This window comes from Collinsella aerofaciens (assembly GCF_039752955.1).
Taxonomy (GTDB): domain Bacteria; phylum Actinomycetota; class Coriobacteriia; order Coriobacteriales; family Coriobacteriaceae; genus Collinsella; species Collinsella aerofaciens_BI.
Genome location: NZ_JBDMHB010000008.1, coordinates 20863 through 38534, shown reverse-complemented (window position 1 = coordinate 38534; position 17672 = coordinate 20863). Strand labels below are relative to the sequence as shown.

General features: G+C 60.9%; 21 protein-coding genes. 3 read left to right on the top strand and 18 right to left on the bottom strand.

Annotation, left to right across the window (positions count from 1 at the left end; genetic code table 11):
- Positions 1 to 40: 40 nt before the first annotated feature.
- From map to yqeB, 13 genes are all read right to left on the bottom strand, one after another.
- Positions 41 to 829, bottom strand: a complete 789-nt coding sequence (gene map, locus ABHR75_RS03415) for a type I methionyl aminopeptidase (protein WP_346963632.1) — start codon at positions 827 to 829, stop codon at positions 41 to 43.
- The gene (locus ABHR75_RS03410) at positions 826 to 1452 is read right to left on the bottom strand and encodes an adenylate kinase (RefSeq protein ID WP_006235269.1); all 627 of its coding nucleotides are present in this window, start codon (positions 1450 to 1452) and stop codon (positions 826 to 828) included. Before ABHR75_RS03410 ends, map begins: the two co-directional genes overlap by 4 nt.
- A gap of 18 nt (positions 1453 to 1470) precedes the next feature.
- A complete protein-coding gene (gene secY, locus ABHR75_RS03405) occupies positions 1471 to 2757 on the bottom strand; it encodes a preprotein translocase subunit SecY (protein ID WP_117775826.1) in 1287 nt (428 codons plus the stop codon).
- Positions 2751 to 3200, bottom strand: a complete 450-nt coding sequence (gene rplO, locus ABHR75_RS03400) for a 50S ribosomal protein L15 (RefSeq protein ID WP_006235267.1) — start codon at positions 3198 to 3200, stop codon at positions 2751 to 2753. Before rplO ends, secY begins: the two co-directional genes overlap by 7 nt.
- A 3-nt stretch (positions 3201 to 3203) precedes the next feature.
- Positions 3204 to 3386: a 50S ribosomal protein L30 gene (gene rpmD / locus ABHR75_RS03395; protein WP_006235266.1), complete on the bottom strand. Its 183-nt coding sequence runs from the start codon at positions 3384 to 3386 to the stop codon at positions 3204 to 3206.
- Between the two features lie 2 nt (positions 3387 to 3388).
- On the bottom strand, positions 3389 to 3913 hold the full coding sequence (gene rpsE, locus ABHR75_RS03390; RefSeq protein WP_022094279.1) for a 30S ribosomal protein S5: 525 nt from the start codon (positions 3911 to 3913) through the stop codon (positions 3389 to 3391).
- A gap of 14 nt (positions 3914 to 3927) precedes the next feature.
- Positions 3928 to 4296 carry a 50S ribosomal protein L18 gene (rplR, locus tag ABHR75_RS03385; protein WP_055252235.1) on the bottom strand — a complete coding sequence of 123 codons (369 nt, stop codon included), beginning with the start codon at positions 4294 to 4296 and terminating at the stop codon, positions 3928 to 3930.
- A gap of 75 nt (positions 4297 to 4371) precedes the next feature.
- Positions 4372 to 4908, bottom strand: a complete 537-nt coding sequence (gene rplF, locus ABHR75_RS03380; protein ID WP_006235263.1) for a 50S ribosomal protein L6 — start codon at positions 4906 to 4908, stop codon at positions 4372 to 4374.
- A gap of 33 nt (positions 4909 to 4941) precedes the next feature.
- A complete protein-coding gene (gene rpsH / locus ABHR75_RS03375; protein ID WP_006235262.1) occupies positions 4942 to 5340 on the bottom strand; it encodes a 30S ribosomal protein S8 in 399 nt (132 codons plus the stop codon).
- 119 nt (positions 5341 to 5459) lie between these two features.
- Entirely contained in the window at positions 5460 to 5645 is a 186-nt protein-coding gene (locus tag ABHR75_RS03370) for a type Z 30S ribosomal protein S14 (protein WP_022094280.1), read from the bottom strand.
- Positions 5646 to 5724: 79 nt separating this feature from the next.
- On the bottom strand, positions 5725 to 6282 hold the full coding sequence (gene rplE / locus ABHR75_RS03365; RefSeq protein WP_006235260.1) for a 50S ribosomal protein L5: 558 nt from the start codon (positions 6280 to 6282) through the stop codon (positions 5725 to 5727).
- Between the two features lie 311 nt (positions 6283 to 6593).
- A complete protein-coding gene (locus ABHR75_RS03360; RefSeq protein WP_195232223.1) occupies positions 6594 to 7637 on the bottom strand; it encodes an XdhC family protein in 1044 nt (347 codons plus the stop codon).
- A 9-nt stretch (positions 7638 to 7646) separates the two neighbouring features.
- Positions 7647 to 8441: a selenium-dependent molybdenum cofactor biosynthesis protein YqeB gene (yqeB, locus tag ABHR75_RS03355; RefSeq protein WP_035137452.1), complete on the bottom strand. Its 795-nt coding sequence runs from the start codon at positions 8439 to 8441 to the stop codon at positions 7647 to 7649.
- Between the two features lie 102 nt (positions 8442 to 8543).
- On the opposite strand from yqeB, the gene yqeC reads away from it, so the two are divergent.
- Positions 8544 to 9281, top strand: a complete 738-nt coding sequence (gene yqeC / locus ABHR75_RS03350) for a selenium cofactor biosynthesis protein YqeC (protein WP_346963631.1) — start codon at positions 8544 to 8546, stop codon at positions 9279 to 9281.
- Positions 9282 to 9394: 113 nt separating this feature from the next.
- On the opposite strand, the gene hydA is transcribed toward yqeC, so the two are convergent.
- The 5 genes from hydA to dpaL all read right to left on the bottom strand — a co-directional run bounded on the left by hydA (position 9395) and on the right by dpaL (position 15612).
- Positions 9395 to 10762, bottom strand: coding sequence for a dihydropyrimidinase (gene hydA, locus ABHR75_RS03345; protein ID WP_346963630.1), 1368 nt, complete (start codon positions 10760 to 10762; stop codon positions 9395 to 9397).
- Positions 10763 to 10770: 8 nt separating this feature from the next.
- Positions 10771 to 11385, bottom strand: coding sequence for a nucleotidyltransferase family protein (locus ABHR75_RS03340; RefSeq protein ID WP_195246772.1), 615 nt, complete (start codon positions 11383 to 11385; stop codon positions 10771 to 10773).
- A 150-nt stretch (positions 11386 to 11535) separates the two neighbouring features.
- Positions 11536 to 12738, bottom strand: coding sequence for a knotted carbamoyltransferase YgeW (ygeW, locus tag ABHR75_RS03335; RefSeq protein WP_346963629.1), 1203 nt, complete (start codon positions 12736 to 12738; stop codon positions 11536 to 11538).
- Positions 12739 to 12939: 201 nt separating this feature from the next.
- The gene (locus ABHR75_RS03330) at positions 12940 to 14325 is read right to left on the bottom strand and encodes a YgeY family selenium metabolism-linked hydrolase (protein WP_055252228.1); all 1386 of its coding nucleotides are present in this window, start codon (positions 14323 to 14325) and stop codon (positions 12940 to 12942) included.
- 72 nt (positions 14326 to 14397) lie between these two features.
- Positions 14398 to 15612, bottom strand: a complete 1215-nt coding sequence (gene dpaL, locus ABHR75_RS03325; protein ID WP_055252227.1) for a diaminopropionate ammonia-lyase — start codon at positions 15610 to 15612, stop codon at positions 14398 to 14400.
- Positions 15613 to 15889: 277 nt separating this feature from the next.
- Between dpaL and ABHR75_RS03320 the strand changes: the two genes are divergently transcribed.
- Together ABHR75_RS03320 and ABHR75_RS03315 are read left to right on the top strand one after the other, a co-directional pair.
- Entirely contained in the window at positions 15890 to 16543 is a 654-nt protein-coding gene (locus tag ABHR75_RS03320) for a helix-turn-helix transcriptional regulator (RefSeq protein ID WP_346963628.1), read from the top strand.
- Between the two features lie 123 nt (positions 16544 to 16666).
- Positions 16667 to 17653, top strand: a complete 987-nt coding sequence (locus ABHR75_RS03315; protein WP_346963627.1) for a hypothetical protein — start codon at positions 16667 to 16669, stop codon at positions 17651 to 17653.
- Positions 17654 to 17672: the final 19 nt, after the last annotated feature.

Genomic DNA, 17672 nt, shown 5'->3' with positions numbered 1-17672 from the left:
GTAATATCTTCGTAATGGCTCCACATCTAAGTGGAACTTGTTACATTTCTCCGCCTTGGAGCGAACACCAAGCACCTTGAGCATCCGTGGTAAGAATCACCGGACCTTCATTGGTAATGGCAACGGTGTTCTCGTAGTGCGCGGCGGGCAGGTGGTCGTTGGTGGTAACGATCCAACCATCGGAGCCTGTGCTCACATGATTGGAACCCATCGTAACCATCGGCTCGATGGCGATAACCATACCAGCCTGAAGGCGAACACCTCTCCCCTTCTTTCCATAATTTGGAACGTTGGGATCCTCGTGCATCACGCGACCAATACCATGCCCCACGTAATCGCGAAGCACGCCGTAACCGTGAGACTCGGCGAGGGACTGAACGGCATAGCCAACGTCCCCGATATGGTTACCGGGAACAGCCTGCTCGATGGCAGCCTTTAGGCAATCGCGCGTAACCTCGCAAAGGGCCTTGGCCTCGGGCGTGGGGGTGCCGACGAAAAACGTCCAGGCGTTATCGCCGACCCAACCGTCGAGAACGGCTCCCGTATCGATGGAGATGATATCGCCATCGCGCAGGATCATATCGGGGTTGGGAATACCGTGAACCACGGCATCGTTGATTGATGCGCAAATGGTTCCGGGGAACCCGCCGTAACCCTTAAAGGCCGGGGTGCCGCCATGCATGCGGATAATCTGCTCGGCAAGCTGATCGAGTTCGAAGGTCGACACGCCGGGGCGAACCATGGCCCCAACGTGGCGGAGCGCCATCTTAGATAGCGCTCCTGCCTTCTTCATCTGCTCGATTTGCGTTGCAGACTTAATCTTGATCATAGACCGAGAGCCTCTTTGACATCCCCGTACACGGTCTCGCGAGCCTGGTCACCGTTGACCGACTTGAGCAGACCCTGGCCACGATAGTAGTCGACGAGCGGGCTCGTGGACTTCTCGTAGACGTCGAGACGGTTCTTGATGGTCTCGGGCTTGTCGTCGTCGCGCTGATACATCTCGCCGCCGCACTTGGGGCAGGTGGCATCGGCAGCGGTGCCGGTGTAACCGCAGGCGCGGCAGGTGCGACGCGAAGACAGACGATCGATGATGACCTCGGGGGCCACGTCGACCAGAAGGGCGCAGTCGATCTCGCGACCCATGGCGGAGAGCTCGGAATCGAGCGTCACAGCCTGGGCAGTGTTGCGCGGGAAGCCGTCGAGGATAAAGCCCTGCTGGGCGTCATCGGCGGCAAGGCGCTCCTTGACAAGGTCGATCACGAGCTGGTCGGGAACGAGCTCGCCAGCGTCCATGTACTTCTTAGCCTGAATACCAAGCTCGGTGCCACCCTTGACGGCAGCACGCAGCAGGTCGCCCGTGGAAATGTGAGCGACGCCAAACTCGGCGACGAGCTCCTGTGCGACGGTGCCCTTACCGGCACCCGGAGCTCCGAGCAATACGAGGTTCATGAGCAATCCTCCTCTAGCCTATTTAAAGAATCCATCGTAATCATACATCTTGATCTGGCCTTCGAGCTTATCGACCGTGTCGAGCACGACGCCGACCATGATGAGGATGGACGTGCCGCCAAATGCCTGGATCAGATGATTACCCGTGAAGGAGAAGATGATCGAAGGCACGATGGCGATGAGCGCCAAAAAGACAGCGCTGGGAAGCGTGATCTTGTTGAGCGCGTTCTTGATGTAGGCCGCGGTAGCCCTACCCGGACGGACGCCCGGAATAAAGCCGCCCTGCTTCTTAAGGTTGTCGGCCGTGTCATCGGGGTTGAACACCATGGAGGTGTAGAAGTACGCGAAGAACACGATGAGGACAACGTTAAGCACCCAGTTGAGCCAACCGGTCGAAAGCGCAGAGGCAACTGCCTGGATCCAGCCGATGCCGGGGAAGAACACGGCAATCTGGGCCGGGAAGTACAGCAGCGCCGAAGCGAAGATGATCGGCACGACGCCAGCGGTGTTGACCTTGATGGGCAGGTAGGTGGTCTGGCCACCCATCATGCGACGGCCCACGACGCGCTTAGCGTAGGAGACCGGAATGCGGCGCTGGCCGCGCTCAAGGAAAACAATCAGCGGGATGACCAGCAGGATGATTGCGCAGATGATCACCATGGTGATGATGCCACCGGCATTGCCCTCGGTGCTGGAGAAGATCGCCTGCGGCAGACCGGCCATGATGTTCGCAAAGATGATCAGCGACATGCCATTGCCGATACCGCGCTGGGTGATGAGCTCACCAATCCACATGATCAGCATGGCGCCCGCGGTGAGCGTGCCGACGATCATGAGGTCGAAGATGATCTCGGGAGCGCCGGCGCCAGTAAAGCTGATGCCGAAGCTCTTAAAGAGGAAGAGGTAACCCACAGAGTTGAGGATTGCCAGAGCCAGGGTGAGGTAACGCGAATACTGCGTAATCTTGGTCTGACCGACCTCGCCCTCGCGGGCAAGCTCATGCAGGGAAGGCACAACGGCCTGGAGCATCTGGAGGATGATCGAGCTGGTGATGTAAGGCATGATGCCCAGGGAGAACACCGAAACATAGCTCAACGCGCCACCAGAGAAAAGATTCAGGAGGGCCATAGCACCTGCGGCGACCGAATTGTTATCGGTCGAGAAAAGGCCCAGCATCCCCTGGAAGGGAATGCCGGGCACAGGAACGTGCGCACCAATGCGGTACACGACGAGCATAGCTATGGTAAAAAGAATCTTTTCGCGCAATTCTTTGATGCGGAAAGCATTCTTAAGACCATTTAGCACGGCAGCTCGACCTTTCCGCCGGCGGCCTCGATCTTGGCCTGCGCAGAAGCGCTGACCTTGTCGACCTTGACCGTGAACTTCTTGGTGAGCTCACCATTGCCGAGCACCTTGACGGGCTCGAACTCGCTCTTGGTGATGCGAGCGGCCTTAAGAGCGGCACCGTCGATCACAGCGCCGTCCTCGAACTTGCGCTCGAGACGCTCAACGTTAACAGCGGTGTACTCGATACGACGGGGGTTGCGGAAGCCCGGAAGCTTGGGCAGGCGCATAGCCAGCGGAGTCTGGCCACCCTCGAAGCCGGCACCCTTGGTGCCGCCAGAGCGGGAACCCTGGCCCTTCTGACCGCGGCCAGAAGTGGTGCCGTGACCCGAAGAATTGCCACGGCCGACGCGCTTGCGGTTCTTGGTGGAACCGGGCGCGGGAGTAAGATCGTGAAGCTGCATTTGCTACTCCTCTACAATCTCGACAAGGTGCTTGACCTTGAAGATCATGCCGCGGACGGACTCGTTGTCAGCAATCTCGCGAACCTCGCGGATCCTGTGGAGACCGAGGGCACGGACAGTACGGACCTGGTCCTGCTTGCAACCATTGGTGCTGCGGACCTGCTTGATCTTGATGGTGTCAGCCATGCTTAGTTCTCCTTACCGACGAACATCTCGGAGACCGTCAGGCCACGGCGAGCCGCGACGTCCTCAGGGCTGGAGAGCTCCTTGAGGCCCTCGACGGCAGCCTTGATGATGTTGAGGCCGTTGTCGGTACCGAGGGACTTGGACAGGACGTTCTTGATGCCAGCAAGCTCGAAGAGGGGACGCACAGCGCCGCCGGCGATAACGCCGGTACCCTCGACAGCGGGCTTGATGATGATGCGGCCGGCACCAAAGTGACCGAGAACCTCGTGCGGAATGGTGCCCTGATCGGTCACCGGCACGTGGAACATGTTCTTCTTGGCATCGAGAGACGCCTTGGAGATGGCCATGGGCACCTCAGCGGACTTGCCCATGCCAACGCCGACGTTGCCCTTGCCGTCGCCGACGACGACGAGAGCGACGAGGCTCATGCGACGACCACCCTTGACGGTCTTCGACACGCGGTTGATGTAAACGACGCGCTCCTCGAACTCGGAGGCCTCGCGCTGCTGCTTCTGATTACGAGCCATGTGCTACATACCTCCTAGAACTCGAGACCGGCGGCACGAGCACCGTCGGCGAGGGCCTTGACGCGGCCATGGTAGATACGGCCACCACGATCGAAAGCGACCTTGGTGATGCCGGCCTCGATGGCACGCTTGCCAACGAGCTGACCGACCTTCTCCGCAGCCTCCTTGTTCGAGGTGTGGGTGCCCTTGAACTCGGCCTCGAGGGTCGAGGCGGAGACGAGCGTCAGGCTGGAGCCCTTGCTGTCGTCGATGATCTGGGCATAGATGTTGGCGTTAGTACGGGTCACGCGAAGACGCGGACGCTCGGCGGTACCCGAGACCTTGCCGCGAACACGACGCTGACGACGCTTGAGGCCTTCCAGCTTCGCCTTATGCTTGTTCATACGTAAACTCCTAAAAAGGTTGATCTTGCCAGCACCTAACGGGGTGCTGGTCTTATGCGAGTGAGTCGGTTACGACTACTTGGCGGCCTTACCCAGCTTGCGGCGGATGTGCTCGCCAACATAGTGGATACCCTTGCCCTTGTAAGGCTCGGGAGGACGATGGCCGCGGATCTCAGCGGCGATCTGACCGACCTGCTGCTTATTGATACCCTTGACGTTCACGTGGGTGTTGTCGGGAACCTCGAAGGTGATGCCCTCGGGAGCCTCGACGATCACGGGGTGCGAGAAGCCCAGGGAGAACTCGAGGTTCTTGCCCTTCTGCTGCACGCGGTAACCGACGCCGGCGAGCTCGAGCTTCTTCTCGAAGCCCTCGGAAACGCCAACAACCATGTTGTGGATGAGAGCGCGGGTGAGGCCGTGGCGGGCACGGGTCTCACGCTCGTCGTCGGGACGGGAAACGGTGAGGACGTTGTCCTCGACGTTGATAGCGAGCTTCTCAAAGACATCGAGCTCGAGCTGGCCCTTGGGGCCCTTGACGACAACGTTGTTGCCGTTGACTGCCACTTCGACTCCGGCGGGAATCTGGACAGGCTTATTACCGATACGAGACACGGTGATCTCCTTTCCTTCTACCTACCGAGCGAATTACCAGACGTAAGCGATGATCTCGCCGCCGACGTTGTGCTTGCGAGCATCGCGGTCGGTCATGACGCCATGGCTGGTGGAAATAATGGCGGTACCAAGGCCACCGCGGACGCGGGGCATGTCGGCAACGCCGGTGTACTTACGCAGGCCCGGCTTGGAAATGCGGCGGATGCCGTTGATGACCTTAGCCTTCTTGGGACCATACTTAAGCGTGATGTGCAGAGTCTTCTGGGGAACGGTGTCCTCGACATCGTAGCCCTCGATGTAGCCCTCCTCGTGCAGAACACGAGCGATCTCGACGAGCTTCTTGCTGCTCGGCATGGAGACCGTGGCCTTGTTCACAGAGTTAGCGTTACGGATGCGCGTAAGCATATCTGCGATCGGGTCTGTAAGGTTCATACAGATTCTCCTTCGTTCTTGATGAACACGTGCTCTTGGTTCTTCGCCGCCCTTAACGGCAAAGCCTAACTAGCGCGTTTTCCCTGTTCCAAACGGATGCTTGAAACGCTGGTAGTGACTTACCAGCTGGCCTTCTTAACGCCGGGAAGCTCGCCCTTGAGTGCAAGCTCGCGGAAGCAGACACGGCACAGGCCGAACTTGCGGTACACAGAGTGCGGACGGCCGCAGCGCTGGCAGCGCGTGTACTCACGAGTAGAGAACTTCTGCTTGCGATTGCACTTGACGATCATCGATGTCTTAGCCACTTATATCCTCCTCACATAGAGTATTGTTCGCCCCAAGCGCCGCCCCCTTGTGGGAACGGCGCTTATAGGGCAGGTGAACCTATTTCTTGAACGGGAAACCGAAGGCGTCCAGAAGGGCCTTGGCCTCCTCATCGGTGTTGGCGGTGGTCACGAAAGTGATGTCCATACCACGCTGGTGATCGACGGAGTCGAAGTCGATCTCGGGGAAGATGAGCTGCTCGGTGACGCCCATGGAGAAGTTACCACGGCCGTCGAAGCTCTTGGCGGAGATGCCGCGGAAGTCGCGGATACGGGGGATCGCGACGGAGGTCAGACGATCGAAGAACTCCCACATACGGTCGCCACGCAGGGTAACCTTGCAGCCGATCGGCATGCCAGCGCGCAGGCGGAAGGTAGCGATGGACTTGCGGGCACGGGTGATCATCGGCTGCTGGCCGGTGATGGCGCGCAGGTCGCGCACGGCACCGTCGATGGCCTTGGAATCGGTAGCGGCCTCGCCGACACCCATGTTCACGACAATCTTCTCAAACTTGGGGATCATCATGACGTTCTCGTACTGGAACTTGTCCTGAAGCTGCTGCTTGACCTCGTTGTTGTACTTGGTCTTCAGACGCGGCACATACTTCTCTTCTGCCATTGTTCACTCCTTCTTGGGGTTTTAAGCACGGGGCGTGGCCACGGTGGGTTGTCCTCGTGCCTCCTGGCTGCATCCGCGCCGCTCATGGCATTTCGCGGTTTGGACTCGACGCAGCAGGAGCCGACAAAACAATCGGTACTATACGCGCATTGGGTGCGTATTTCCAGATAAACCTCGTCTGCCTGCACAACTCCACAACTCCCCCGCACAAATGGGTCCCAAAAAGCAGTTACGGTGAAATAGGGACTGTTTGGCGGCCTAACAGGCTTAAACAGTCCGTATTTCACCGCAACTTATTGGTGGGGATGCGATTAGCGCTTGCGGGGGACGAGTTTGGTGCGGCGCAGGTGGATCATCTCGGCGGCGATGGAGATGGCGATCTCCTCGGGGTCCTCGGCCTCGATGGCAACGCCGATCGGAAGGTGCAGCTCGTCGATCTGGTCCTGCGTAAAACCTTCCTGCTCCAGGCGGGCACGCACAAAGGCCGTCTTGCGGCGCGAACCCAGACAGCCCAGGTAGGCAGGCTTGGCACGCATGGCCTGAATCACCACGTCGATATCGGACTTGTGACCCGCCGTGGCGACGACCACCAAGTCGCGCGGACCGATGGGACACAGCTCGCTCAGGTTCTTGTAATCGACCAGGCGACGATCGTAGACACCGGGCACCCATTCGGGCGTCAACGTGCCGGGGCGGTCATCGCAGGCCACGACGGCAAAGCCCGCCGCCGTGAGCACGCGCGCCGTCGCGGCGCCCACGTGTCCGCAGCCAAAGATGTAGGTCAGGCCCTCGGGGCAGAGCGTCTCGATGTGCGCCGCGGGAATCTCAGAGGCAGCGTTGGTGTAGGTGACGTTACTCCCCTCCTCCACCAGTGAAAGCCCGGGGCAGCCCGCAATGGTATGGCGCGATGCCTCGCCATGGTACTCGGCCACATCGCCCTCGAGCGCGCTCGCGATAAACGGCTCAAAGTCGATGACGAAGTCGCCGATGCGCCGATAGACCAAGACGTCGGCAATTTCCTGGAACAACGGTGCCTGGGTCGCATCCAGATGCAGATAGCACAGGCAAATGGCTCCGCCGCAGATCATGCCGGTATCGGAGTTCTCGCCGCCCATGGTGTAGCGGACCAGACGCGACTGTCCCGCGCTCAGGAGTTCGCGCGCCTCATCCAGCGCAAAGAGCTCAATCTTGCCGCCGCCGATAGTGCCCGCCTGGCTGCCGTCGGCAAAGACGGCCATCCATGCGCCCACACCGCGCGGTGACGACCCCGCCGTGCCGGCCACGACCACGAGCTCGCACGTCTCGCCAGCACGCAGGGCGGCAAGCGCCGCATTCACAACATCGAGCTTTTCCATTGCCGCCTTCTATCCTCTAAAGATATCGGTGAGCATAGCGAGTGCCTCGAGCACGCCGCCGCCGACCGACGTCGCCTTGTCCGAAATGTAGTTGATATAGCTGGCATCGCCGCGCGGATCGACATCGGCGCATTTAAAGCCCTCAGTCACCTGCACGCCGTTCGCCAAAAGCCCGCGCAGGCAGCCATCGATCTGTGTGCACATGGGCGTATCGTCCGCGTAGCCAATCACGTCTCCGGCGCTCACGATGTCGCCGATTGCGCGGTCGGACCGAAACACGCCGGCGGCGGGGCTGTGGATAACGCGCTCCTTGCCATAGCCGGCGATCACGCCCGGCACGCCCGTGTTGGGCTGGGGCGAGCCCTGGGTAATGACACGGCCCAAAAAATGCCCGCGCATGGTCTCGACCACGGCGTCGCAATCGACCGGCGCGGTAAAGCCCGGCCCCACGGCGATGACGGTAGGCGCCATGTCGCGCGTGGTGCCCAGGTTGCGCTTGGCCAGAATCGCGTCGACCACAGCCGCGGGTTTAAGCTCATCGAGCATCTTGGCCTGAGGGTCCACCACGACGGCAACATCCCCCGCTTGGGTAATCTCGAGCGCCTCTGCCGGCGTCTGCGCCAAGCGAGCGCGAATGCCCTCGACCTGGACCTCGCCCAGGCGAATAGCCTCGCAAAAACTGATTGTGCGGCGGATGCACGTGGGAACCGCGATATCGGCCATGACGACCGACACGCCGGCGCGCACCAAGCGAGCGGCGACACCCGTGGCGATATCGCCGGCGCCGCGAACATAAACGAGCATTCCCGGGGCACCTCCCTGTGCTACGGTTTGAGCAGAGCAAAAGCGGTTCGACCGCTACTCTGATGATTATTTATTATCACAGTATTATACGGAGGTGAACAGATGGAAACGGTTAGCGGCAATCTTGCCTCGGCGCTCAGGATCGAGCCGGGCATTACCGCGATTATCGGCAGCGGCGGCAAGTCGACGTTGCTCAAAACGCTGGGTCTTGAGCTCATGCGCGCCGGCGGCCGCGTGCTCCTCTGTACCACCACGCACATGTTTCCCGTCGCCGGCGTGCCATGGGACGGGTCGAGCCGTCGCCTGGGCGCCGCGCCTTGGAAGCCGGGAGCTCTGCATGTTCCTGGCTGCACTTGCGAGGCATGCGCTGGCATGAGCCGCGGAAGTATCTGCCAGGCGGGTGTTTTGGACCCGGAGACAGGCAAGCTCTCCGCCCCCGCCGAGCCGCTCAACGAGCTGGCGCAGCGCTTTGACTACGTGTTGGCCGAGGCAGATGGCAGCAAGCGACTCCCGCTCAAGGCGCATGCCGCCTGGGAGCCGGTAATTCCCGACGCCACGGCAAACGTTGTCTGGGTCGTCGGCGCTTCGGGGCTGGGCAAGCCCGTCGCCGAGGCTGCCCACCGCCCCGAGCTCTTCTGCGAGCGCTGCGGCTGCGAGCCCACCGACGCTGCCACCCCAGAGCGCGTCGCCATGGTGCTCAATGCCGAGCTGCGAATGCTGAACCTCAACAATGCCCGCATCATGCTCAACCAAGTCGACACGCTTGCCGACCCAACGATGGCAGATTGCTTCGAGGCAGCCCTCGGCAGCCCCATCGTCGCCACCAGCCTCAAGGGGTAGCTAATTTGGGACGGGGCTCTTTTAGCTACCCCATGTTGAGAGAAAAATCATCAGGCAGGCAAGGGTAGCTAAAAGAGCCCCGTCCCAAATTAGCTACCCTGGCGGCCTTCCTGCTAGCGGGGGACGTAGCGGCCGGGTTGGGCTCCGGTGGGCTCGCCGTCGCGTGCCACCAGCACGCCGTTCACAAACACGACCTTGGCGCGGCCATGTGCCCCAAAACCCTCGAGCGGCGTGTAGTCCACAGCTTGATGCTGTGTCGCGGCACTGATTGTCCAGCGCGCTTTGGGATCCCACACGCACACATCGGCATCGGCGCCCTCGGCAAGACAGCCCTTGCGCGGGTACATGCCAAAGACGCGCGCCGGGTTCTCGCTCATCAAGCGGCACAAATCCTCGGGTCCCAGCTGTCCCTCAAAGCTCGTGGCAATCGCGACGGGACGATGCTCCACGCCGGGCCCACCGTTGGGAATCGCGCGGAAATCGTCGCGCCCGCGGTCCTTTTGCCCGTGCAGGTTAAAGCTGCAATGATCGGTCGCAATAGTATCGATCTCGCCGGCCACAAGTGCCTCGCGCAGGGCTGCACGGTCGCCGGCATGGCGCAGCGGCGGGCTCATCACGTACTTGGCACCCGCAAAGCCGTCCTCGCCCTGCTCCAAGTAGCAAGTATCGTCGAGCATCAGATACTGAGGGCAGGTCTCGACATAGATGTTCTTCTGCCCGCGCGCTTTGGCAGCGCGAATGGCCTCGAGCCCCAGCCTGGTCGAAAGGTGCACCACGTTGACCGGAGCGTCCCCGGCCAAGTGCGCCAGATACAGCAGACGGCTCACGGCCTCGGCCTCGCACACATCCGGACGGCTGAGCGCATGGCCCTCGGGCCCGTGGATGCCCTGCTCAAACACGCGCTTCTGCAGCTCATTCACCAGCGTACCGTTCTCGCAATGCACGCACAGGATACCGCCCAGGTGCTTGAGCTCCTCCAGCACCTCGAGTGTCTCGGCATCGTCCAAGCGCAGGTGGTCGTAGGCAAAGTAGGTCTTAAACGACGATACGCCCGCCTCGCGCATAGCCGAAAGATCGGCGCGGTTGCGCTCATTCCACTCGGCGAGTGCCATATGAAAGGCGTAGTTGGCCGTGCAGGTTCCGTCGGCACGGCGATGCCACTCGGCAAGGGCGTCGGGCATGGTCACGCCGCGATCGGCCGTCGCGTAGTCCACGATGGTCGTCGTACCGCCGCAGGCAGCCGCACGCGTGCCGGTTTCAAAGCTATCGGCTGTCCAATCCATGCCAGTCCAGCACTGCATGTGCGTGTGGCCGTCGATAAAGCCGGGGAACACCCAACAGCCCACGGCATCCTCGACGGTATCGCCCTCGGCCGGCTCAATCGCCGCGGCAATCCGCACAATCTTGTCGCCCTCCATGGCAAGATCGGCGCGGCGAAGCCCCTGGGGCGTCACGAGCGCGCCGTTTTTGATGATGATCATGTTGCTCCTTATTGATTAATACAGTTGGCCACGCGATCAAAATACGAGCAGGCGGCGATATGCTCCGTTATGCGTCGCTGTCCCTTGACGGTATCGACGTCCCACAGCTCGTAGGCACGCGCCTCGACCAGCACCACGTCGGTGCGACCTTTGAGAATCGAGCCCCCGCCGTCCTTGCCCTCAAGACACATAAGTGCATCGAACAGTTCCGCCGGAAAGAGCACCGGGCTCGAAGGCTCACCGTTACACGCAAGACGCACCGGATGTTTGCGGCCACGCTCGTCAAATGCACGAACCATAGCCTCAAAAGAATCCGAACTCACGAGCGGCTGGTCGCCCGGTAAAAAGAGGCAACCTTTCCAGTTGCGTTCGACTCCCCACGAAAGGCCCGCACGGACGCTTTCGCTGCGCAGCTCGCCATCGTGCAGCACGCACGGGCAATGCTTGTCCTCGCAAATCTGGGCGACCTCGGGCCAACGCGTCGAAACCACAACGTCAAAGCCCCGGGGAACCGAATCGATGGTCCGGGCAATCAGCGGCTCGCCATAGATATCGGCGAGCATCTTGTTGGAGCCAAACCGCTTGGCCTCGCCCGAAGCCATAATGACGCATCCAAGTTTCATGGTGATACCTCCCCTGAAACCATCGTACCCATAACTCGCGCCGCGGGCATCCACATCGAAAGCGCTTATCCCGCACGCCCGCGATGCAAAATAGGGGCACCCCGCCAGTTGGCAGAGCGCCCCCTTTACATGGCTTACCTCAGCCCGGCTTTAGGCCTGGAGCCAACGGGCGGTGTTGCGCTCGTCGAGGGCCTTGAGGGTAGCGGCGGGATCGGCAACCTTCTGCAGGAACATCATGGCTGCGATGGCGTACGGCTTGTAGCTGGCCTCCTTGTACATGCCCACGCGGTGCATGTCGAAGACGTCGGCGTTGACCTCGCCGTGCTCGCAGGAGACACCGGAGATGTCGGCGGGCAGCGGGTGCATAAAGATGGTGTCCTGGCCGTTGGCAGTCTTCTCCATGAGCTCAGTCGTGGAGCACCAGTCCTGATGGGTGGCGTTCTGGGCGAGCAGCTCCTTCTCGAGCGCAGCGATGCCGGCGTCGTCGCCCTCGGCGTACAGGTTGGTGCGCTTCTCCATGGCGGCAAACGGAGCCCAGCTCTTGGGGATCACGATGTCGGCGTCCTCGAAGGCCTCGGCCATGGTGTTGACCTGCTTAAAGGTGGTGCCGGACTCGGCGGCGTAGCCCTTAGCGCGCTCGACGACCTCGGGCATAAGGTCGTAGCCCTCGGGGTGAGCCAGGGTGACGTCCATGCCAAAACGGGGCAGCAGGCTGATCAGCGACTGCGGGCAGGACAGCGGTTTGCCGTAAGAGGGCGAATAGGCCCAGGTGACGGCAACCTTCTTGCCCTTGAGGTTCTCAAGACCGCCAAACTCGTTGATGAGGTAGAGCATGTCGGCAGAGGACTGCGTGGGGTGATCGGAGTCGGACTGCAGGGAGATGAGCGTGGGACGGTGATCCAGAACGCCGTCCTCGTAGGCCTGCTGGACAGACTCGGAGACCTCGGCCATGTAGGCGTCGCCCTTGCCGATGTACATGTCGTCGCGGATGCCGATGACGTCGGCCATGAAGGAGATCATGGTAGCGGTCTCGCGGACGGTCTCGCCGTGGGCGATCTGGGACTTCTTCTCGTCCAGGTCCTGCAGCTCAAGGCCGAGCAGGTTGGCTGCCTTAGAGAAGGAGAAGCGCGTACGGGTGGAGTTGTCGCGGAACAGGGAGACGGCAAGACCCGAGTCGAAGATCTTGGACGAAACGTTGTTCTCGCGCAGCTCGCGCAGGGCGTCGGCGACGATGTAGAGCGCCTTGAGCTCATCGGTGGTCTTATCCCAGGTGTGCAGGAAGTCGCTGCCGTACATGCCCTTAAAATCGAGGCCGTTCAGCTGCTCGACGAGTTCGGTAAACTTAGCGTCCATGTAAATATCCTTTCTAAAGATGAAACGATCGCAATGAGTAGATGCGCTCCGGCATGCGCGTGTGGCCAGAACATGCAGAGCGCTATGACGAGGACCCGCCACCGTCGAGGAAGCATGGGAGATAACGACCGCGGGCCCCAAGTCAACAGGAGGCGCCGGGGGCATAAACTGCCCCCGGCTCAACAAGATCGAGGAATGGGACTAGTCGATCTTGTTGTTGGTCAGACCGGCGCGGAACACGGTGGCATCGCCATCGGCCTGGCTCGGATCGTAGAGGTTCAGGGCAGCCACATACATGGCGGCAGCGGTGACCAGGTCGTCCTTGTAGGTGACCTCGTTGGGAGCGTGAGCCTGAGACTCGGCACCCGGGCCAAAGCCGACGCAGGGGATGCCATAGCGGCCCTGGATGGAAACGCAGTTCGTGGAGAAGGTCCACTTGTCGCACAGCGGACGACCGGTGCGCTTGTCCATGCTGGGCTCGCAGCCGATGCGCTCGTCACCGAACATAGCCTTATGGGCGTCGACGAGGGCCTTGACGTGCGGAGCGGTCTCCTTGTTGATCCACGTGGGGAAGTAAGCCTCGGTCTCGTAGACCTCGCCGGTCCAGGACGGACGGTCGTACATGTACATGGAGACCTTCACGTCGTCGCCGTACTTCTTGGCTGCCGGCAGGTTGCGGATCTCGTCCAGGCAGGACTCCCAGGTCTCGCCGGCGGTCATGCGACGGTCGATGGAGATGGCGCAGGAGTCAGCGACAGCGCAGCGGCTGGGGCTGGTGTAGAAGATCTGGCTGACGGTGCAGGTGCCGCGGCCCAGGAAGCGGGCGTCCTCGAAGTGCTCGGGGTTGTACTTGGGGTCGAGCATCTTGACGAGGCCCTTGATGTCGGTCGACTCGTCGCAGCCGTTGTTGTTGAGGGCGCGGACGTCGGCGATGATGTCGGCCATCTTGTAGATGGCGTTGTCGCCGCGGTCGGGAGCGGAGCCGTGGCAGGAGGTGCCGTGAACGTCGACGCGGATCTCCATACGGCCGCGGTGACCGCGATAGATGCCGCCGTCGGTGGGCTCGGTGGAAATGACGAACTCGGGCTTAATGCCGTCCTTGTTGTAGATGTACTGCCAGCACATGCCGTCGCAGTCTTCTTCCTGGACGGTACCGACGACCATGATCTTGTAGCCCTCGGGGATAAGGCCCATGTCCTTCATCATCTTGGCAGCGTAGGTAGCAGAAGCCATGCCACCCTCCTGGTCGGAGCCGCCGCGGCCGTAGATGATCTCGTCGGTCTCGTAGCCCTCATAGGGATCGGCGTCCCAGTTCTCGATGTTGCCGATGCCGACGGTGTCGATGTGGGAGTCGATGGCGATAATCTTGTCGCCCTCGCCCATAAAGCCCATAACGTTGCCCAGGCCGTCGACCTTGACCTCGTCATAGCCAAGACTCTCCATCTCGGCTTTGATGCAAGCGACAACCTCGCCCTCCTCGCAGGACTCAGAGGGATGGCTAATCATTGCGCGAAGAAAACGCGTCATGTCAGCACGATGAGACTCAGCAGCAGCCTTGATAGCGTCGAAATCGAGTTCTTTAGCCATTATTCATAACCTTTCAAACGAAGGAATCTACCTGTGAGGTGGCGGAGCGATACCTATTTACTCCACCCAGTATTAGCAAGTGGGGTATTCGCCCTCCCAGACGATGCGACGGTACTGATCCGGATCGGTGTCGCCCTCGGTGGAGAAGCAGAGCACGGAGCTCGTCTTATCCAGGCCGATGAGCTCTTTGAGCTCGGCGTACTCGGGATCGAGCATGAGGGTCTCGACCAGGCCGGTGGTCACAGCGCCGGACTCGCCGGAGATGACGCGCGGGTCACCCTTCTCTGGAGCACCCAGGGTGCGCATGCCGCGAGCAGTAACCCAGTCGGGGCAGGACACGAAAGCGGTGGTATGGTTGCGCAGGATATCCCAGCCCAGGATGTTGGGCTCGCCGCAGCACAGGCCGGCCATGATGGAGGGCATGTCGCCGTCCACGATGCGCGGATCGCCGTCGCCGGCGGCAGCGCCCTTGTACAGACAGGCGGCAGGCGCGCACTCGACCACGACAAAGGTGGGCGGGTTATCGGGATACAGGTTGGTGAAGTAGCCCACCACGGCGCCGGCGAGCGAGCCTACACCAGCCTGGACAAAGACGTGCGTCGGGCGGTTGATGGCCATCTCACGCAGCTGCTCGGCAGCCTCGGAAGCCATGGTGCCGTAGCCCTCCATGATCCAGGACGGAATCTTCTCGTAGCCCTCCCAGGCGGTGTCCTGAACGATGACGCCGCGCTCGCAGGCATCGGCCTCGGCGGCGGCCATGCGCACGCACTCGTCGTAGTTGACCTCTTCGATGGTCACCGTGGCGCCCTCGGCAGCGATGTTATCGAAGCGGGGCTTGGTGGAACCCTTGGGCATGTGCACGACGGCCTTCTGGCCCAGCTTGTTGGCAGCCCATGCCACACCGCGGCCATGGTTGCCGTCGGTGGCGGTAAAGAAGGTAGCCTGGCCAAAGTCCTTGGCAAGCTGATCGGAGGTCAGGTAATCGAAGGTGCACTCGGCAACGTCCTTGCCAGTCTCGTCGGCAATGTAGTTGGCCATGGCAAACGAACCGCCCAGAACCTTAAAGGCGTTGAGGCCAAAGCGATAGCTCTCGTCCTTAACGCACAGGTTGGACAGGCCCAGGCGCGCGGCCTGGCCATCCAGGCGGGCAAGCGGAGTGACGGTGTACTGGGGGAACGACTGGTGGAAGGCACGGGCCTTCTTCACGTGGTCAAGGCTCATGATTCCCAAGTGCTTGTCATCGCTCTTGGGCATCGTGTTGCCCGCCCACTGGATCTTATCGGCCATACGGTGAACTCCTTAAGTTCTCTCTTGTCGGCCCCCGCATACGCGTTTCAGCCCATTCCCATTCATGCGACTGAACTTTTATGTGGATGCCAAACAAAAAGTTTGTTAGCACTGTTCTATCACACTTTTTGATTGGAAAACCTAACAAATTGTTTGTTGCCGTAATCGGTACCTTTTCGCCGACGAACGGTTACATAACGCAGCGACGCTTTCGTTATTTGCGAACAAGTGGGGTTTATGGCAAAGTGAGCCCAAACTAATTTTTAGGAAGGCACCTATGACCCCCGCACAGATTGAGTTTTATAAGCGCCTTGCACACGGCCTGGCGCTCCAATTTGGCCCCAACTGCGAAGTCGTCGTCCACGACTTGGAGACCGAGGACGTGGACCACTCCATCGTAGTGATCGAAAACGGCCACGTCAGCGGGCGCAAACTGGGTGACGGCCCCAGCCATATTGTGCTTGAGTCCATGCACGAGGGCACCGCCGACGTGCACGACCGCGAGCCATACCTCACCAAAACCGCCGATGGCAAGCTGCTCAAGTCCTCGACCATCTTTATCCGCAACGACGAGGGCAAGCCCGTCGGCATTTTGGGCATTAACTTTGACATTACGCTCATGAAGGCTTTTGAGCGCTCGCTCGACGCGCTCACCGGCACGGGCGACAAGGGATACACCGAGCCCGAGCCCATCACCAAAAACATCGGCGACCTGCTCGAGGACCTGCTGCGCGAGTGCGAACAGTTTGTGGGCAAGCCCGCGGCACTCATGACCAAAGATGAGCGCATCCGCGCCATTGGCTACCTCGACCGTCGCGGCGCCTTCCTCATTTCCAAGTCGAGCGAGCGCGCCTGCGAGTTCTTTGGCATCTCCAAGTACAGCTTCTATAGCTACCTCAATGAGGCCAAGGCGGCGGCCGGCGACAAGTAGGCACTCGCCTGGATTGCCCCTCCCCTTTTGGGCGCGAGTTCTGGAAAGCACGAATCCAAGACCGAGCCGCTTGGGAAGTTCCATATAATCGATGTCATTAGTATTTCGAAAGGATGGAACAGAATGGCGTTGAGCAAGGCATCATGCACCGGTCGCGGATTGATTCCGGCAATTGGTGGACATGTGCACCGCATGTTCGATGAGGGTGAAGACGACCTGTTTTCGCTGAGCCTTGACGACGTGATGGATGATCGCCCGTGGACCGCCGACGAACTCATGGGCGGCGGGGCTCGCCCGTCAAGTCCCAATCCCGCACTTGCGCCTAAGCCCGCATCTGCGCCGACTCCTGCGCAGTCGCCTGTTTCGACGCCCGCGCCTACGCCCGCACCCACTTCGGCGCCCACGCCCGCTCCCCGCCCCGCAAGCGACCCGTCCGAGACGGCGGCATTTCTCGCTGCAGCGACGCAGGGCAAATCGGCCGACAGCACCGTTATGTACAGCGCCCAGCAGTTGCCTGTTCCTGCGGCACGCAAGCCTCCGGTCGCAAGGCTCGATGAGCCCGTTTTCCATCAGGTTGCCTACGATTCCTGGGCTGCAGCCGATCTGGATGAGACCTCTACCGGCATGCCGGCGCTCGACGTTCCAGTTAACCCGCTTTTTGCCGCCAACACGAGCGCCGCGGACTATGAGGGCGGTGCGGCATATTCCGATTATTCCGATGGCTATGCTGGCAACGGTCGCATCGAGACCGAGAATTATGGCACCGCATCGAGCGATTATCTCAACGATCCGTACGCTGCCACGCCCGCACCGGAATATGACCCGGAGGCCGCGTCCGCGCCGGCGTATACCAAAAGCACGGGCGAAGAGCGCTTCGCCGATTATTACGCCGAGGAAAAGGCGCTGCGTTTCTCAGAATTTCCGCAGGCAGTCAAGGTTGCCTTTATCGCCATTATCATTGCCCTGCTCGGTGTCATTGCGTTTGAGGGATTCCAGCTGTTCCGCGGCCCCACCCAAGCGGAGTCGGAAACCCAGCAAAAAGAGGACGATAACCAGTACCTGGACATCAACACCCTCAAGGGCGACCCCAACGACGGAGACGACGAGTAGCGAGGGCTGAAGGCAGCCG

Coding starts and splice junctions, on each gene's coding strand:
- map (WP_346963632.1), bottom strand. CDS start 829: ATGATCAAGATTAAGTCTGCAACGCAAATCGAGCAGATGAAGAAGGCA.
- ABHR75_RS03410 (WP_006235269.1), bottom strand. CDS start 1,452: ATGAACCTCGTATTGCTCGGAGCTCCGGGTGCCGGTAAGGGCACCGTC.
- rplO (WP_006235267.1), bottom strand. CDS start 3,200: ATGCAGCTTCACGATCTTACTCCCGCGCCCGGTTCCACCAAGAACCGC.
- rpmD (WP_006235266.1), bottom strand. CDS start 3,386: ATGGCTGACACCATCAAGATCAAGCAGGTCCGCAGCACCAATGGTTGC.
- rpsE (WP_022094279.1), bottom strand. CDS start 3,913: ATGGCTCGTAATCAGAAGCAGCAGCGCGAGGCCTCCGAGTTCGAGGAG.
- rplR (WP_055252235.1), bottom strand. CDS start 4,296: ATGAACAAGCATAAGGCGAAGCTGGAAGGCCTCAAGCGTCGTCAGCGT.
- rpsH (WP_006235262.1), bottom strand. CDS start 5,340: ATGAACCTTACAGACCCGATCGCAGATATGCTTACGCGCATCCGTAAC.
- rplE (WP_006235260.1), bottom strand. CDS start 6,282: ATGGCAGAAGAGAAGTATGTGCCGCGTCTGAAGACCAAGTACAACAAC.
- ABHR75_RS03360 (WP_195232223.1), bottom strand. CDS start 7,637: ATGGAAAAGCTCGATGTTGTGAATGCGGCGCTTGCCGCCCTGCGTGCT.
- yqeB (WP_035137452.1), bottom strand. CDS start 8,441: ATGCTCGTTTATGTTCGCGGCGCCGGCGATATCGCCACGGGTGTCGCC.
- yqeC (WP_346963631.1), top strand. CDS start 8,544: ATGGAAACGGTTAGCGGCAATCTTGCCTCGGCGCTCAGGATCGAGCCG.
- hydA (WP_346963630.1), bottom strand. CDS start 10,762: ATGATCATCATCAAAAACGGCGCGCTCGTGACGCCCCAGGGGCTTCGC.
- ABHR75_RS03340 (WP_195246772.1), bottom strand. CDS start 11,385: ATGAAACTTGGATGCGTCATTATGGCTTCGGGCGAGGCCAAGCGGTTT.
- ygeW (WP_346963629.1), bottom strand. CDS start 12,738: ATGGACGCTAAGTTTACCGAACTCGTCGAGCAGCTGAACGGCCTCGAT.
- ABHR75_RS03330 (WP_055252228.1), bottom strand. CDS start 14,325: ATGGCTAAAGAACTCGATTTCGACGCTATCAAGGCTGCTGCTGAGTCT.
- dpaL (WP_055252227.1), bottom strand. CDS start 15,612: ATGGCCGATAAGATCCAGTGGGCGGGCAACACGATGCCCAAGAGCGAT.
- ABHR75_RS03320 (WP_346963628.1), top strand. CDS start 15,890: ATGACCCCCGCACAGATTGAGTTTTATAAGCGCCTTGCACACGGCCTG.
- ABHR75_RS03315 (WP_346963627.1), top strand. CDS start 16,667: ATGGCGTTGAGCAAGGCATCATGCACCGGTCGCGGATTGATTCCGGCA.